Consider the following 15,076-nt stretch of genomic DNA (forward strand, 5'->3'; position numbering starts at 1 on the left):
TAAAACGCAATTTCGACCGGCTCAAGTTCGAGCACGGGATTGAGATTTCTTAGAAGGGAGTTATCGTGAGATATGGGCCTGCGGCAACGGTCTGCGCTCGGGGTCATAGATGATAACATCAGCGTCCGAATAGTCGACAAATGCGTATAGGTGAACGAGTTATACACGTTCCAATACGGTTATGCTCTATTGGAGATAGTGATCAACGACATTCTTCATCTTCAGTTGCTTCAGTGAGCGAGATGAACACGTTTACTGTCGGTGTATTAGTCTCAATTAGCAGTGCAGCCATTTGGAAATACGGACCACGAGATATGCGCTGGCGCTTGGGTTCGTAGATGATTATGTCGGCACTAGAAAGCGTAGGCAAATGAGTCTGCGAAAGTGCATTGTACACGTTCCGATATGGTTCACCGGTTGCTTGTTCGATAACAACCCCTTGCTCCAGGCTCGCTATTTTTCGGGCGGTCTCTTTCGTTGTGAGAGTCGTTTCATCGGTATTTCGCAAAAGTCGGATCACATGACGACGGCGCGTGGCACGAAGGGCATGATAGAGTTTAGAAACAATTCGATCTATATCCGTTGCAGCAAAGTCATCCCACCCTGTCATTCCGAAGTTGCCCTTCTCTTTTCGGTGGTGATCGTTTCTGTATACTCCATATTCGGAATCTTAGTCTACCTCTCCACCATCAACCACAAAAATCTGTGTCTAGAGATTCAATATAATATGCCCACAGACAGGTTCTCACCTGTCCTTAGGTTCGAATTTCCTGTATAGTATTGGAAATGCGGCCTCGTATAGAGTGGATGACTCAGGCAGACGAACGAATCATGGAGTTTCTACAAGAGAAAGATATCGTTGCTTCTCCATCAGTTATTGCAGCCAATATCGATTATACAGGAGAGTATATCTCTCGACGATGTCGAAAACTCGCTGATGCTGGACTGCTCCAACGAGTTGATCCAACGAACTATCGGCTAACTGAACTCGGTGAACGGTTTCTCGGCGGTGATGTCGAAGCAGATGAAATAGAAATGATGCGGTGAACGTTGACAACTAGACAGCGCATTCAACAGCGATGGCCTAACAAGGATCACGAGGGGCTGTTGCTAGATTACTGATTGACTGATCTCGTGAATACTCCAACTCATCTGTGTTGATTGGGCTCACACCCGACCGATATCAAAACCCAACTGAGAGACAGGAAAGTACGCAAACCAGAATCCGGTGAGAAAAAGGCTACCGATGTGGTTTATCAGGAACCAGATTGAACCGGGTAGCAATGAACGCTAGCAATGACCAACTTCGAACGGAACTCGACCGGAAATTTCAACCGCCGATCGACGTATTACTCGATCCGTCTCTGCTTGTCGCCGACCGCGCTCTGAGGCGACTTGCTGACTCGCCCGTCTTTGCATCGCAGACGCAGGCCACGCTCGGTCGCATGCCAACTGAACCGCGTCTCGGAGACTTGTACGTACCTGTAACATTTCACAAGCTAATAACCGGCCAGAATCAATCGACTGTACAGAAGACCGACGTGTGGGACTTCTACCGGGGGCAAGCTGAGGCAGCCTTCCCGGATGATGTCGTCGAACTTCTCGACGAGAACGGCGTAGATGTGTACTCAGGTGAAACGACATCGGCTCTTGCCCGTCAAATGGATGTGGCTGATGATCCTGATCGTCAAGAGCGGTTGCTGGCAATTCTCGGCGAGGAGTTTTCCTTTCTACAGTCCGGCGGAATCGTGTTGTCAAGGACGCCAGCGGCCTTTGAGGCCTTCCGCGATGCAGGGGTGCCAACAATAGACATCGGAAAGGCAGAGTTGGAACTCGAGTTGCGAGAGACCTTGATCGACATCGGTTATCGAAGTCCGGCTAGCGTCTGTGCGTTTGGCGTTTCGACCGCCGAGTCGACCGCCAATGCGCTAACAATGGATGTCCTCTCCGATCCTACAGACTTCCTCCTCTATCAGCTGGGTGACTAACCAATTAGTCCTTGCAGCAGTCCTCTCCGACTGCGCGATGTGCATCTATGGTGAGGGGATTTTCCGCCGTCAGTTGCTCCCCGCACTGCTCGCAGGTAGCCTCTTCCATCACTCCTGTTCCAACGGCGTATCCATAGGATCTCGAGAGCGTGGTCTCACCAACTCGAAGCGTGAGCTCGAGATCGCCGCGCTCGTACGATACTGCGGTCGCGGCCACCGGTTGCAATCGAACGGTGAGCGCATGCCGTTCTCGTATCTCTCGGCGTTTCTCGGGGAACTCGGACTCGATCTGAGTTATCAGATCGTCTAACTTGGCACGGAGATCATCCAACTCTATTTGGAGGTCTTTTCGCTTTCGGAGCGCCTCGACACGCTCCTCCTGTTCAGTGGCGGTGTCAATAGTTTCGGACACTTCCTCTATCCGAGTCGTCAGGTTATCAATATCGTCAGCCAACTCGTCACGCCGTTGGCGTGCGTACTGACGATACTCGTCGAGTTCGACTTCCACTGCACGCGTTGCTCGCTCACGCGTTTCTTGTACCGTCGTCGCTAGCTCGTTTTCAAGGGCGGTCTGTGCAGCATCAAGCGCATCGGCTAACGCCTGTTCGCCAATCCCTCTTCCGTCGTTGAGTTCTCGTTGCTCGTCATTCGCCAGCTCTAGATAGGTTTCCGCGAGACGTGGGCGCACCTCATGGTCATTGAGATCAATCGCAATTGCGTGTAGCTTCTCCCGTTGATACTCGCTGACGGTCTCAATCCCAGCGTGAAAGAGTGTACAGACTGCCCGTCGGTCGTAGTACGGCGTGAACGCCCGGTCCACGACATCGACTGAGCCGTCAGTCAGCCATGGCGGAAGTCGGGTCTTCACGTCGTCGTCAGTGAGAGACAGCGAGCCGACGGGAGTTCGGTCAGCTGCCTCCTTGAGCATCCGCTCTACGAACGGGCTCTCCGGAGCGATAGCGAGGGTACCCTCGTCAACATCGCTCGGCTCGTCGACGATCTCCAGTACGGACCCGTCTAGTTCAAGGTTGGTATCAGCACCATCAGGGAGTTTGACCGACCATCGTCGACCGTTTTTTTCGATTTCAGCGCCGAGTGAGGCTAGATAGCTCTCAGTGAATTGTTCGACCGCGCGTTGCGTGACCAGCAGAGTCGCATCAGTCATCGCTGGCACCCAGATCGAAGCCCTCGAAGACGCCGCTGTTGAAATCCTCGACCTTGTCAGCGAGGTCACGCTGTTCCTGCAGGTCAACAGCCATCGCGTCGAAGTCGTTCTCCAATTCAACTTCAGAACCCGCTTCAACCAGCCGCTCAAACACGTCGTCCTCAAAGTTACGACCGGTCTCCTCCAGTCGAGTCAGAATCTCACTTAGTTCGCCGACGGATTGCTGGAAGAGGTCGATTTTGTGGTAGAGTTTTTCCAGCACGTACTCCTCAATGGTATCTTCCAGCGCGATATTAAATACGTAAACTTCACGATCCTGTCCGATTCGGTGGATGCGGCCGATACGCTGTTCGACCTTCATCGGATTCCACGGGAGGTCGTAATTGACCATCACATTACAGAACTGAAGGTTTCGCCCCTCGTTCATCGCATCTGTCGATACGAGAACGCCACCCTCCTCCTCGAACCGCTCGACGATTTCCTCCTTCTCGTCGCTGGAGTGGCCGCCGTGGAATGTATGGGTTGTGTAGCCCTCGTTATCGAGCGTCTCCAGTAACTCCCTCTGGGTGGCACGGAACTGCGTAAAGACGATCACGCGTCCCTTGTCAACGCGCTCTCGGGCCTCGTCAGTGATCCGCTGGACGCGATCGAGCTTCGTAGGTGTCTCGACTGCATCGATCCGCTCGAGAATCTCTTCGAGTTTGTCGGCATGAGCGGGTTGGCTGCCCTCGCCGTCGAGCTGGCGTTCGATCGTCTGCCCGAGCGCCGCGGGACTGCTGACGACCTCCTTCTGGAGGGTCATCAGGACGAGCTTCTGTCCCTGACTCTCGCGGTACGCTCCGCGAACGTACTCCGTGACCGCCTCGTAGAGGTTTCGTTCAGCCGGCGACGGAGAGAAGGTACGCGTGGTGACGTTACGCGGTGTGAAGTCGATGTCCGTTTCCTCGCGACGGTTTCGGATCATCACCTCGCGCAGTCGGTTCTTGAGTTCGTTGCGGTTGACCAGTTTCTCCTGTGAAGAGTTGACAAAGTAATGGTGGAATGCCTCGCGCGTACCGAACAGGCCCGGACGGAGCAGAGAGATGATATTGTAAAGGTCGGTGACGTCGTTCTGAATCGGCGTCGCCGTGAGGAAGAACGCATAGTCGTAAGAGAGCTTATCAAGGAGTACATAGCGATCCGTTTCCTCGTTCTTCACGTAGTGGGCCTCGTCCAGCACAAGGACGTCCCAATCGCGGGCGAGAACAGTTGAGCGGTGGCGGTCACTCTTTGCGGTGTCAATACTTGCGATGAGATGGTCGTGGGCGTTGAAGCCCTCGAAGTCGTCGTCGTAATTGCAAGTGAAGTTGAGACCGAACTTTTCGAGCATCTCGGCCTGCCACTGTTGGGCGAGCTGCGCCGGCGTGAGGATCAGCACCGCGTCGTCAGTGCCACGGTGGTGCATCTCCTTGAGGATCATTCCAACCTCGATGGTCTTCCCGAGACCGACCTCGTCGGCGAGGAGCGCCTTCCCGTCCATCTCGAAGAGTGCACGATGGGCGGCGTCGACCTGATGCTCGAGGAGTTTGACGTTCTCCTCGTCGAGGTGTGAGAGCGAACGGAGTTCAGAGTCCGGCTGGCCAGCTTGGAGTCGATTTGCCTGAACCGAAAGGAGATGTTCAACAAGGGAAGAGGACTTTCCAACATCCGTCAGTAACGTATCCTCGTCCTCGTGGCGGAACTCGGCCTCCACGAGATTCTTTCTCGACATCTACTTCCACCATTTCATCGGAGGGGTTTTTGTGTTTCCCCTATCCGTAGCCCCTCCATTGCGGTAGATTGAACGACTGGAGTTGTCTCCGTTACTGGCAAATTATATTATTATTTAATTAATTATTTGACTTCATGGCGGGGAACAGAACCCCTGAATCTTGACCAGGAATCTATCGTCGAGAAGGAGGACAGGATGAGGGCGATACAATTTGACCCAAATGTGGGCGACAATCCCGTCTTCATCGATAGCTAGAAGTGCTGGCGACGACACCGATTCGGCGGATGGATTACGCGTCGCGACGACCACAACTGCAGTTCGATCGAAGAGTTCCACAGGGATGACTTCTGAAAAGACGACACCGACCAGCATCACCGATCACTCTGGGCTTGCGGAGCAACTCCTTCGCGTCTACGAGAACTTCGCAGACGAGTTCTCTCGTCGTGACGTTCCGGTGCATCTCTCTAACGTCACTAGAGAAGGGAAGTACCTGAAGGGAAAGAAGCTCGGACAGCATCCAGAGCGATTCATCGAGCAGTATCTCATCTGGCCGACGCTGGAACTCCTCGACTACAAGTTCTGGGCACAGCCATATGGATTCCCAAAGTGGGACAAGACGCGGCCGGATTTCGCGATCAAGAATTTCAATTGCGGCGTGGAGTGTACCGTCATCGGCGAGGTGAAAACGCCGAACAAATTCGAGTACGGCAAGGAGCAGATGGAAGACTACCTCAAGAGCGACTTAGGAGAAGCTACGGTCGGGATCACTACCGACGGAGTGCGGTGGAAGATTGAAGTGAGGCCTAAGAAGTCTTCTGAAATTCTGGAAGTCGTCGAGGTGGACTTCCACGATGTTGTCCGGAAACTTCCCAGCCGACACGAGGAACGAGAGTCATACCCGAGTCACCGTACTCGACAAGAGATGGAGATGGTCGAGTCACTCAAACGGGAAACAGTTGAGACGGACGTCTCTAAGGCACTTTTGTATTTGGGCCCTTAGGTGCCCAACAAGACACTAAGGGAAAACCTATTACCAATCACGTTAGTTTCCCTTTTCAACATGAATTCGGAGATACATTCGATGACCTATTCACCTGTTTCTCCTGATCTTGACAATGCAAATCAATGGAAGGAATCGGTTGGTGGGGACATCGACGAGGATTTGGAACTCTTCGAACGATACATCCAACAGGTCGTGGTGAAAACTGACATAGCTGACGTCACGCGTGGCGACTTTATCACTTCAGACACAGATTCTGAAGAATGGCTAGAAACGACGAGAACGACGGATTTTGAATATTCTCCCGATGACTTTGAAGATGCATCGAAGTCACTGGCCGAAGAATTAAACTCACAGATACACCCTCGGGCAAACGATGGCGTTTTGTTTATCATCCAAGCCACGATCTCTGGAGAGATTCTTCTCGACGATGACGAACATCAGATTGTTTCGATTCTCAAGTTGGATCTAGTTGAGGAACAACGACTGAAACTGGCGGACGATCGAGGTATCGAGGAATTGGACTTGGAGGATATTTTCCCTGAGCCGAAAGAGTTGCAAAAGGGCCTCGTATATCCGATTGTACAGTCGGAAGGCTACCGACTTCCCGGAGACGTCAAATTCTATCAATCCGGCTCTGTTTCTGACTACTTCCACGAGTTCCTCCAATGCGATATAGAGGAAGGGTCTCTGGAGCAGGCGAAGAACGTATTCGAGGTTGTGAGCGAATTAAAGAAAGAGCATACCGGCCAGAGTGCTGACGGGGCTGATACTTCGCGCTTTAGAGACCTGAAAGACCGCACAGACTCGGGTATCGTCGGGATTGATGAAGTGACCGACGTGGCGAGCGACATCGTCGGGCGAGAAGTTTCACGGGATGAGTTGGCTGATCGCCTCGGGGTGGATAATCCAGATTCTCTTGCCATTGATACGGAGAATCTGCCAAGTACAGTGAAGTACGAGGTCGACAAACAGATACGCGTCCGCTTCCCGTCGACTGCGGAAGACATGGTTGAAAAGGAAGAGAGCGGCGATGGGGTAACCGTGACAATACGCGGAACTGAACTCGACACGGAAGTACTCGACAACTAATGTTGTCTGGCTTGGAATCGTCTATCGACCGACTTCAGGATGATTGGGCGACTGAGATCGTCGGTCGTCGTCTAAAGATTGAAGACGACCTCTCCGCCGAAAAAGTCGACTCAGTCTTCGATACTGTAGAGAATATCCGCGAGTTTATAGATGGACGTAACCTGGTATTTGAACTTGACCATCAGGCCGGTTCGTTCGAGTACCAAGTTCTCTGGGAAACCTCGGGCGACGTAACGATTAACGACAGTTCCGACAATGGCGCGGACGCTGATCGGTTGTTTGGTCAAGATGAGGCTCAGACTGCTATCCGATCGCTTCGCAGTGACTCGGTGTCCTCCAGAGACCGCCTCGAGGAAGATATCCGTTCACTAGTGGAGACGGGCTCGGTCGACTGCCAATTTCAATACATGGTTGACGGCTCCCACGTCGACGAATACGTTCAGAGCCAACTTGACCAGAGTTGCTGTGCGAGCTACTATTTTGAGAAGTCCGACGTAATCAGTGACATTCAGGGTTCCTCGTTCGAGGAACTAAAGGAACTCTTCTATTGTGACCAGGGCAAGCGGTTGTTCGTCATCCGGAATTTGGATCAGGCGGTTTCGGGCCCTGAAGTCGGATACTTTCCACCAGAGCGTCTTGGTGAAACGGACTTGAACTCTTTCTTTCAGAGGGACTCATACATCGACGACCAACACGAGCGGATTCGGCGGGAATGTGCTATTGACCGATTTGATGACCAGTACCTCCCACCAGATTACATGAAACTCGACTCTTCTTCCCAGTCTGGATTCATAGACCAAGTCCGCTCCCTATTACGACCTTATCGACTAGCTTCTGGGATTTTGGGTGTCTCGAACGTTAGTCGAGTAACGGATGACGGATGGCAAGTTCGAATCAACGGTCGCCGAGTCATCGAATCGGATCTCCTTCTGAACAATAAGAAGGAGGGACTGACACTCGAGGAAAGTGCCGTAGATGATGGATTAGCAGATGCCGACCAAGAGACTGTCGAGAGCTTCATTGAACTCTTCAACTGGATATACAGCTCGCGGACGACCGATCGAATCTCCGTGTTCAGGAACATCGCCACTCTCTACTCGACGACTGTCTCTGGGATGATCACGGAGATCGGTGACATCGAAGAGAGTGTCAGGTCGAACTTCGAGTTCTACATCCGAGACAGCATCGAGGAATTTGTCGAAGTTCAGCAGGATGTCACGGAGTACGTATTCAACACGCATCGAGAACTTTCCGACATTCGAAGGGGTCTGGCCAACAATCTGAATCGAGACCTGTTTCGAATGGTCGCATACGTGGCAATTACCTGGGCTGGAATAATATCGCAATTGTCGGGCATCACAGCGATTCAAACTGCGCTGACAGCTTCCCTGATACCTGTATTCGTATATATTTCTCTAGGACTTCGAACGGCCTACAGCCTAAGTCAACAGTTCCAGGCCACGGAGGACGGTCGGGAACAATATTATTCAATGTACGAGAATCGAATTGACGAGAACACATTCAACGGCATCAAACAGGGCGACGGCAGCGACAACATGAAGCGGCAGTTCAAGATCGACTTGTGGATTTACTACGTACTGTTCACGCTCATGCTCGGCCTGTGCGTGTACGCGATCGTAGACCTGACATGGCTCGACGGGCCTCTGAGTGGAGTAATTGAATCAATCGTGAATTGAGAATCGCCGGCTGACCTATTCATTCGAGCCTCTCCCATAGAACACATCCCCTAATACCATACTCAAAATCCTCCTACTATATCTGTCACCGGAGAGGATATTGTGTACTGTTGAAGATGAGCATCGTAACAACGTTACTCTCAGGTGCTGTCGGTGGTCTCGTCGCAACTCTCGGTGCTAAGTGGCTCTGGCGATTCTACTCTCGTCCCGAACTGGAATTCAAATCAGGGGTTCTCAAGGAGGGAGAGTCGCATCCAGAGGAGTTAATGGCCTGGGGTCAATATCGAGTAGAGATTTCGAATGCCGGCCGGTCAGTTGCCTCTAATTGTAAACCGCGGATTCGACTCGGTGGGCTTCGTGAGACGTCCGAGAAAGTGCCTGAATTTGGCCCAGATGGGGACGATTTTCACGATGTACCCGTTCAAGAGAGATACGTCATCGATTTGGTTCCGACTTGGAATGAGTCGGAGTCACCAACAAGGATTAATTTGAACCGTGGCGAATCTGCCCAGTTTGATCTGTTCTCCGTCCACTCCGAGGCGTCCCCACCAAACGGGAGTGATACTGATATTCGGTTCGGGGATCAGAAGCCATTCGAGGAGATTGAAGAGACAGGAGAAATCTGGGAGACGGAGCCAATTCGGGTCGAAACTTCTCGCCAGGGAGACTTCTCTCGCCCCGTCGTAGAAACGAATCCGGAACTAACAAAAGAGGTTTTCGAGGAAGTCGAGTGGACTGAACAGAGTGTTAACATCACTTCAGCAGATACGAAGAAACTAGAAGGGGAGTTGGACCTCGTCTGGGATGACGTCATCCCAGAGGTGAGCATTCGTCAGTAGTCACTTAGTCGCGATTCCAGGATATTCCGATAGGTGTCGTCGCCGGTCGCGTCGGCCAGCCCCTCACAAAGCTCGCGCAGATCGTCGGTGATCTCCCACTTGCTAAGGTACTCAGAGACAGACTTGCCATGTTCCCAGCGGTAACGGAGGAACTGCGCCTTGTCAAGGTTGGTAAGTTCCTCGTCGCCGTCAACGCGTGACTGGATGTAGGCGATACGCTTCTCGTCGTCCCATGTGCCGAGTTTGAAGCCGTCGTTCACCCAGTAAAGATGCATGTCCTCCATGCGCTCAGGCGTCGCGTTTGTCCCGCGACAAAGCTTGTTGAGGTCGTCGTAAGATGCATTTGGAGTCTCCAGTAGGTCAAGGAAGACATCGATCTCACCGATGTCGCTTCCGTGCTGGATGACACCGTAGATTTCGTCGACGACCTCCTTGGCAGACATCTCCTCACCGGCGCGTTCAACTTCACCGTGATGCTTCGAGTATTCGTGGAAACATCGGCCCATCTCGACAACGCCGATGTCACCGCGCGAGAGATCACGGTTCTCTTCGAGCCGCTGTCGTGTTTTCTGGGCTGTTCGGTAGATGTTGCGGCGAAGTCTATTCCATGAGATCGGTTCACGGGTCTTCGCTGGGCGAGCCACAATAATAATGTCGAACGATACTGCGTCTCCTTCCGTGAGTTTATATGTAGCCCGATTTGTGTCTGCCGTCACTGGATACGTAGCAGTGACCTCAAACCCTACGTCACACAGCGCCTCGAGTAATTCCCCCCATGACTCTACGTTACTGTGATGGTATGTGAACGCAAGAACACCGTCCTGTTTGAGAGCATCGTGAACTACCGAGAAGGATTCGCGCAATTCTTCTTCAAAGTCTTCTTCAGTTTTTCCTTCTGCTGGGTTAGTTACAATACTCTCTGCTCTTGGCGTTGTTTCTTGCTCAAAACCATCATACTTTTCTTTTAGTATCTGACGCTGCCAAACATAAAAGAAGTTAGACAACTCTGAGTAGATTACATTATTGTAATATGGTGGATCAGTTAAAACTGCATCAAATTCATCTTCAAAGTCAAGGTTTCGAACGTCGCCACGGTGAAGTTCGAAATCTTCTCCGACTGGTTGACCGAATGGTTCTGTTTTTTCTGTAGAACCGTCTACAATATGTCGCTCGACAGGCTTCTTAGCCCACTCAACACCAGCAATAATCTTATTCCAAGATTTCTTGAAGGTACCTCTCCCGAATTCTGTCCCCCATGCATGATTTTCTACGAACTCTTTAGATGGTTTAAAGTAATTCCCTCTGAATATTCCTTCTATCTTGTGGCCTTGGAGGTTATAGATAGTGAACGTATTATTGAACATTAGTGAGTCAGAAAACGCTAAAAGTAGATACTCACGGGCATTTTCATCGTCAACGTCATCGATGGCCTTCAATAGTTTGGAAAGGCACAAAAGCTGACGGTCATTGAATAAGTCTGACCAATCATCATACCCATATCGGAGTAGATTGTGACCGCCACCTACGCTTTCCTCAAATGCCGCACTATCCGTTTTGATTCCTAGTGGAATCTCAGATGCTGGGACGTATGACTTAAGCTCAGGACTTTCGTCCCATTCATCGGATGCTTCTTCGTATCGCTCAATATCACGCTCTTCAGCCGGCTTATAGCCTTTTACTTCGCTACGATCCAAGCCTTGGTCATCACAGTGAGAGCAATAGTATTCTAACGCGTAAAGACGGGGTTTTAGCCCATCTTGTTCATTTACTGCATCCATCACTGCATAGCTCTGACCACACTCATGGCAAGAGTAATCAGCACCATCAACATTTCCTTGAGCTGGGGTAAACTCAAATTGGCAGTCCGGACAGGTACAAGGCTCTCGCCATTCATCTACCAAGAAGATAGATTCACAGGTTGGACAGAGTACGTTGTATTTATCGCTATTGTCATACCTCCCCTTAGCAACTCGATAGTCTTTGAATAGTGAGATGGTTTCTCCACATGATGTGCAATCCAGCTCGTTCACCCACATATAATACATTACATCCGCAGATTTTTCACATTCTGGGCAACTAGTACTATAATAGTAGTCAAACGACTCATAGACCTTGTTTTTTACTTGTTGATACGCCGAGTTCAGATCTTCAATATCCGTACTGCTTGACTCAAGTTCCTTTTTCGTCACAAACCATGCGACTGGGTTCAAATCATTACCGACGACAGAGGCACCGAAGCGCGAGGCCTCCATAAGCGATGTCCCACCGCCCATAAACGGGTCGAGTACTTTCTTATTGTCTACGCGAACATCCTTATGATAGAGATTCCAGAGGCTTGTAGAGTCAGCCAAATCAACTTGTTCTAAGATCGTTTCAACCCTGCCACGACCAGCCCTAAAATCGTCAAGAGTGCCATTTTTACCTGTATCAACAATTGATATATTGTCTGAGTCATCCAGAAGAGAGTATAGGCATATCGTACGAAAGACACTTCCAAGTCTACGGGCCCACCACTTGTGCATCGTAGATAGTGGTCGATAGTAACGCTTGGCTCTATTCTCACGGTCTACTATCTCGTTAACTTGTTCAATTGGATACCCGCGTTCGATTGGCAGTGTCTTCCGCTCGCTCTCCTCAGATTTCCCGGTCTCTTGAGACATTGATTATCTCCTACATCGACACGGGAGGGTTGTATATGTTTATGGTCTGTGAGCTGTCGGTCTACGAGACAAAAAACTCGCTATCACTTTGTCGCCATTCGGGGACGATATTCTCCAACTCCTCGGACTGAATCTCCCCGGGCCGATTCCCGAACACCCACTCCACATCGTCGAGGTTCAGGTACGGTTCCTCCAGCCGCATCCGAAGTAACTCCTGCAGTACGTCGGCCTTGAGCAGGACGATGTTATCGATGTCTGTGTTCGTCCGCAGGTCACGCAGTGTCGATTCCTCGGTGTCCCGAAACGAACTCGAGACGATGGCGAAGTAGATGTGCCGCTTGCCCTGATCGCGCAGCCGACGCGTGTGCGTCTCGATGTACTCTCTGATCGTCCGATCGTCCCGGCCGATCCGGTACCCCTCTTCCCGCTTCTTCGCGTCGTAGATGACCGCATAGTCGTTCCGCACCGCCTCGGCGATCCCGTCTGGATTGCGGCCCGAACCCTGACCTAATACTTCGGTGTCGAACCCGAGCATCTTGAATAGAATTCCGCATTTTCGCTCGAAGATAACCGGGAGATCCGTGTCGGCTGGCGCATACTGGTTCACGGCTTCGTCTCTGCCGGCAGCGACCGCGTCTAGATCGGCGACGACCGGCGGAAGGTACGGCTTGTCACCGTTGACGAACGTCTCTGTCTCTTCGCCTCCACCGCTCGTTTCCTCGTCTTCGATCTCAGACTCGTCCAACTCCTCGTGCCAGTAGATAGCGTTTGAAACCTCTCGGTACTCAACAGGTGTCTCGAGCCACGTGGAGGCCTCTTCGCGGAGGTCATCCATCGTTGCGATGAAGTCGACGTAGCTCGCTCCGTACGACTCCTCCATTTCGAACAGCCCTTCCTCTTTGAGATACTGCTCTGTCGTTGGATAATACAACGGCCAGTCGGTCGACTGCTGGACGTGCCAGAAGTAGCTGAGAAAGAAGATCGTCGACTTCGGAAAAGGGTCGGAGTCAAGATCGTTCTCTTTGAGTCGTTGTGTGTACTCAGCGAACGCGTCGATTGTTTCGTGGGCGTCCGCTTCGTTCTCTGGTGGCTGAATGACGTTTCGAAGTTTCTCTCCTAACTCGGACTCCCCTGGGACGGCTTTGAGCAATTTGTTGAAATGCATCCCGCCGACGAATCCGTCGAATCCCCAGAGTGGATGCTGTTTGTTGAGACCGTTATTCCGGTTGCGGAACTCGACTACGTCTACCTCACTGCTACGGAAGTCGTCAATGAGTGGTTGCAACTCCTCCTCGGCGACCTCGTCCCGCTTGCGATTGTGTTCCTCATAATGGTCACTGGCCTCCTTACTGTCGGTGAAATCTCGAAAAATATCCTCTGGAGACGTCATTACTATTATGATAGGGTATTTGTACGCAGTTAAAACCACTTAGGTAAGATCGCAAGATCGGAGATCCAGTCTTTCTCTACAATTCCGGATTCCTCATCGAACAAAACCTCGCCGGTGGCTTCTGAGAGGCGAATCCATACCAACGCCAAACTGTACGGGATGTCGAAGTACTCAGAGATTTCATCGACAGTACGGGATTGACCTTCGAGATAGGCCAAGAACCGATCCAGATCAGGAAGCTTTGATCGGCTATATGACCGTATCACGAAGGGGAAGAACGGACTCATATCTCGAGTAGGTATGAGAACAGCGTCAGGAATACCGGATCTGGCGTGATGCACCGTGGGATTCATTCGAGTAACAATTCGGAGGAGATCGGTCAGTATGAGTAACGAGTACAATCTGTTATTCTCTCTTGGGAGTAATAATCCGTGAGCAACACGGTTTCGGATATTCCCACTGGACATCTGCCCGACCGGTTCATTGTACGTATAGCGAAGATACTCCTGAAAATCCACACTCACGTACTGGTCTAGTTTTGGAACGAGACTTCCGAGTGTACGCGTTCCAGTCCCGTCCTCCATGAGCGCGTCTACGTCCTCCCCTTCTTCACGCAGTAGAGTGTACAAGACCGCCTCTATTCGAGTGGCACCGAGATGGATCGCCTCAGGATCGTTACCGTCGAAGACGTTAGAGATGAACCGCGTGAGGTACCACAGATTCTCCGAATCCAGATCTGGAACCCGGTTAAGGGAGGCGTAGATCTCTGCCTCTGTCAGGCTACCAGTGGAAATGAGCGTGCTAATCACGCTGACCAGCGTAGAGATAGCAATTCGGGCTTCGATCGCATATCGAACTGAGAGATCCGCGTCGTCAGGGTCGAATTCAATGAGATGCCCTTGGAGAGAGTACATTGTTTGAGACAGTATGTCGTGGATGCCGAATGATTCTGTATCCTCAGTGTAAGCTGGAATGACTTCATCGTGAGTCAGGAGCCAAAACAAGGCAGCATCAGAATCGTACACGTACTTGATATGTTCAAATTGACGAACGAATTTCTCTACGCTCACCTGATGAAGATGCCGCTGATGTGGTGAGTCTATGACCGCCCCCTCTCGCTTCAGTTCCTGTGCTGCTGACTGGACAGCAGAGCGTAACCGTGCTTTCCACTCTTCTTTTTTGTCGTCGGATAGGCGATCAAGTACAGTCTGATCTTCTAATGCCTGAACAAGCTCATGTGCCTCAAGAGAAGCACTTCGTTCCGATTGTAGATTCGCATTGAGTCGGTAAGTATCAACGTAACGGCTCTCTAGGTCTGAAGTCGATATATTCAGAATCTCTGCCAATTCAATGGTGGCCGATAGAAAACTCCGCTCTTGGGAAAACTGCTTCTGGTCGCGAAGGCGGTTTGCTTGTTTGGCTTTGGTGAATCACTAGACAGCGTCGGTTTCGACCGGTAGAATTTGGAAGATGAAGCGGGAAACCGCCGATGATC

The 15,076-nt window shown here is 51.3% G+C and carries 12 protein-coding genes; 6 read left to right on the forward strand and 6 right to left on the reverse strand.

Annotated elements, in window-relative coordinates; all coding sequences use genetic code 11:
• Window positions 1-202 precede the first annotated feature (202 nt).
• Window positions 203-610 carry a hypothetical protein gene (locus SM755_RS14070; protein ID WP_323173205.1) on the reverse strand — a complete coding sequence of 136 codons (408 nt, stop codon included), beginning with the start codon at window positions 608-610 and terminating at the stop codon, window positions 203-205.
• Between the two features lie 176 nt (window positions 611-786).
• Between SM755_RS14070 and SM755_RS14075 the strand changes: the two genes are divergently transcribed.
• Together SM755_RS14075 and SM755_RS14080 are read left to right on the forward strand one after the other, a co-directional pair.
• The gene (locus SM755_RS14075; protein ID WP_369335248.1) at window positions 787-1,047 is read left to right on the forward strand and encodes a MarR family transcriptional regulator; all 261 of its coding nucleotides are present in this window, start codon (window positions 787-789) and stop codon (window positions 1,045-1,047) included.
• A gap of 236 nt (window positions 1,048-1,283) precedes the next feature.
• Window positions 1,284-1,988: a hypothetical protein gene (locus SM755_RS14080; RefSeq protein ID WP_323173207.1), complete on the forward strand. Its 705-nt coding sequence runs from the start codon at window positions 1,284-1,286 to the stop codon at window positions 1,986-1,988.
• A gap of 4 nt (window positions 1,989-1,992) precedes the next feature.
• On the opposite strand, the gene SM755_RS14085 is transcribed toward SM755_RS14080, so the two are convergent.
• Together SM755_RS14085 and SM755_RS14090 are read right to left on the reverse strand one after the other, a co-directional pair.
• Entirely contained in the window at window positions 1,993-3,222 is a 1,230-nt protein-coding gene (locus tag SM755_RS14085) for a hypothetical protein (RefSeq protein WP_323173208.1), read from the reverse strand.
• The gene (locus SM755_RS14090; RefSeq protein ID WP_323173209.1) at window positions 3,146-4,903 is read right to left on the reverse strand and encodes an SNF2-related protein; all 1,758 of its coding nucleotides are present in this window, start codon (window positions 4,901-4,903) and stop codon (window positions 3,146-3,148) included. Before SM755_RS14090 ends, SM755_RS14085 begins: the two co-directional genes overlap by 77 nt.
• Window positions 4,904-5,243: 340 nt before the next feature.
• Here SM755_RS14090 and SM755_RS14095 point away from each other — a divergent pair, with 340 nt between their 5' ends.
• The 4 genes from SM755_RS14095 to SM755_RS14110 all read left to right on the forward strand — a co-directional run bounded on the left by SM755_RS14095 (window position 5,244) and on the right by SM755_RS14110 (window position 9,531).
• Window positions 5,244-5,903 carry a hypothetical protein gene (locus tag SM755_RS14095; protein ID WP_323173210.1) on the forward strand — a complete coding sequence of 220 codons (660 nt, stop codon included), beginning with the start codon at window positions 5,244-5,246 and terminating at the stop codon, window positions 5,901-5,903.
• An 81-nt stretch (window positions 5,904-5,984) separates the two neighbouring features.
• On the forward strand, window positions 5,985-6,995 hold the full coding sequence (locus SM755_RS14100; protein ID WP_323173211.1) for a hypothetical protein: 1,011 nt from the start codon (window positions 5,985-5,987) through the stop codon (window positions 6,993-6,995).
• 11 nt (window positions 6,996-7,006) lie between these two features.
• Complete coding sequence (locus tag SM755_RS14105) at window positions 7,007-8,692, forward strand: hypothetical protein (protein WP_323173212.1); 1,686 nt, start codon at window positions 7,007-7,009, stop codon at window positions 8,690-8,692.
• Window positions 8,693-8,808: 116 nt separating this feature from the next.
• Entirely contained in the window at window positions 8,809-9,531 is a 723-nt protein-coding gene (locus SM755_RS14110) for a hypothetical protein (RefSeq protein ID WP_323173213.1), read from the forward strand.
• Here SM755_RS14110 and SM755_RS14115 read toward each other — a convergent pair.
• The 3 genes from SM755_RS14115 to SM755_RS14125 form a co-directional block, all read right to left on the reverse strand.
• Complete coding sequence (locus SM755_RS14115) at window positions 9,525-12,191, reverse strand: DUF1156 domain-containing protein (protein ID WP_323173214.1); 2,667 nt, start codon at window positions 12,189-12,191, stop codon at window positions 9,525-9,527. The two genes, SM755_RS14110 and SM755_RS14115, sit on opposite strands and share 7 nt — an antisense overlap.
• A gap of 61 nt (window positions 12,192-12,252) precedes the next feature.
• A complete protein-coding gene (locus tag SM755_RS14120) occupies window positions 12,253-13,581 on the reverse strand; it encodes a hypothetical protein (RefSeq protein WP_323173215.1) in 1,329 nt (442 codons plus the stop codon).
• Between the two features lie 29 nt (window positions 13,582-13,610).
• Complete coding sequence (locus SM755_RS14125; protein ID WP_323173216.1) at window positions 13,611-14,651, reverse strand: hypothetical protein; 1,041 nt, start codon at window positions 14,649-14,651, stop codon at window positions 13,611-13,613.
• Window positions 14,652-15,076 lie beyond the last annotated feature (425 nt).

Origin of the sequence: Natrialba sp. PRR66, from assembly GCF_034808065.1 — an archaeon.
Taxonomy (GTDB): domain Archaea; phylum Halobacteriota; class Halobacteria; order Halobacteriales; family Natrialbaceae; genus Natrialba; species Natrialba aegyptia.

What these genes read in the sequence shown, in the direction of transcription:
- SM755_RS14120 (WP_323173215.1), bottom strand. Translation starts at nt 13,581, where the DNA reads ATGACGTCTCCAGAGGATATTTTTCGAGATTTCACCGACAGTAAGGAG.
- SM755_RS14070 (WP_323173205.1), bottom strand. Translation starts at nt 610, where the DNA reads ATGACAGGGTGGGATGACTTTGCTGCAACGGATATAGATCGAATTGTT.
- SM755_RS14115 (WP_323173214.1), bottom strand. Translation starts at nt 12,191, where the DNA reads ATGTCTCAAGAGACCGGGAAATCTGAGGAGAGCGAGCGGAAGACACTG.
- SM755_RS14110 (WP_323173213.1), top strand. Translation starts at nt 8,809, where the DNA reads ATGAGCATCGTAACAACGTTACTCTCAGGTGCTGTCGGTGGTCTCGTC.
- SM755_RS14090 (WP_323173209.1), bottom strand. Translation starts at nt 4,903, where the DNA reads ATGTCGAGAAAGAATCTCGTGGAGGCCGAGTTCCGCCACGAGGACGAG.
- SM755_RS14080 (WP_323173207.1), top strand. Translation starts at nt 1,284, where the DNA reads ATGAACGCTAGCAATGACCAACTTCGAACGGAACTCGACCGGAAATTT.
- SM755_RS14075 (WP_369335248.1), top strand. Translation starts at nt 787, where the DNA reads ATGCGGCCTCGTATAGAGTGGATGACTCAGGCAGACGAACGAATCATG.
- SM755_RS14095 (WP_323173210.1), top strand. Translation starts at nt 5,244, where the DNA reads ATGACTTCTGAAAAGACGACACCGACCAGCATCACCGATCACTCTGGG.
- SM755_RS14100 (WP_323173211.1), top strand. Translation starts at nt 5,985, where the DNA reads ATGACCTATTCACCTGTTTCTCCTGATCTTGACAATGCAAATCAATGG.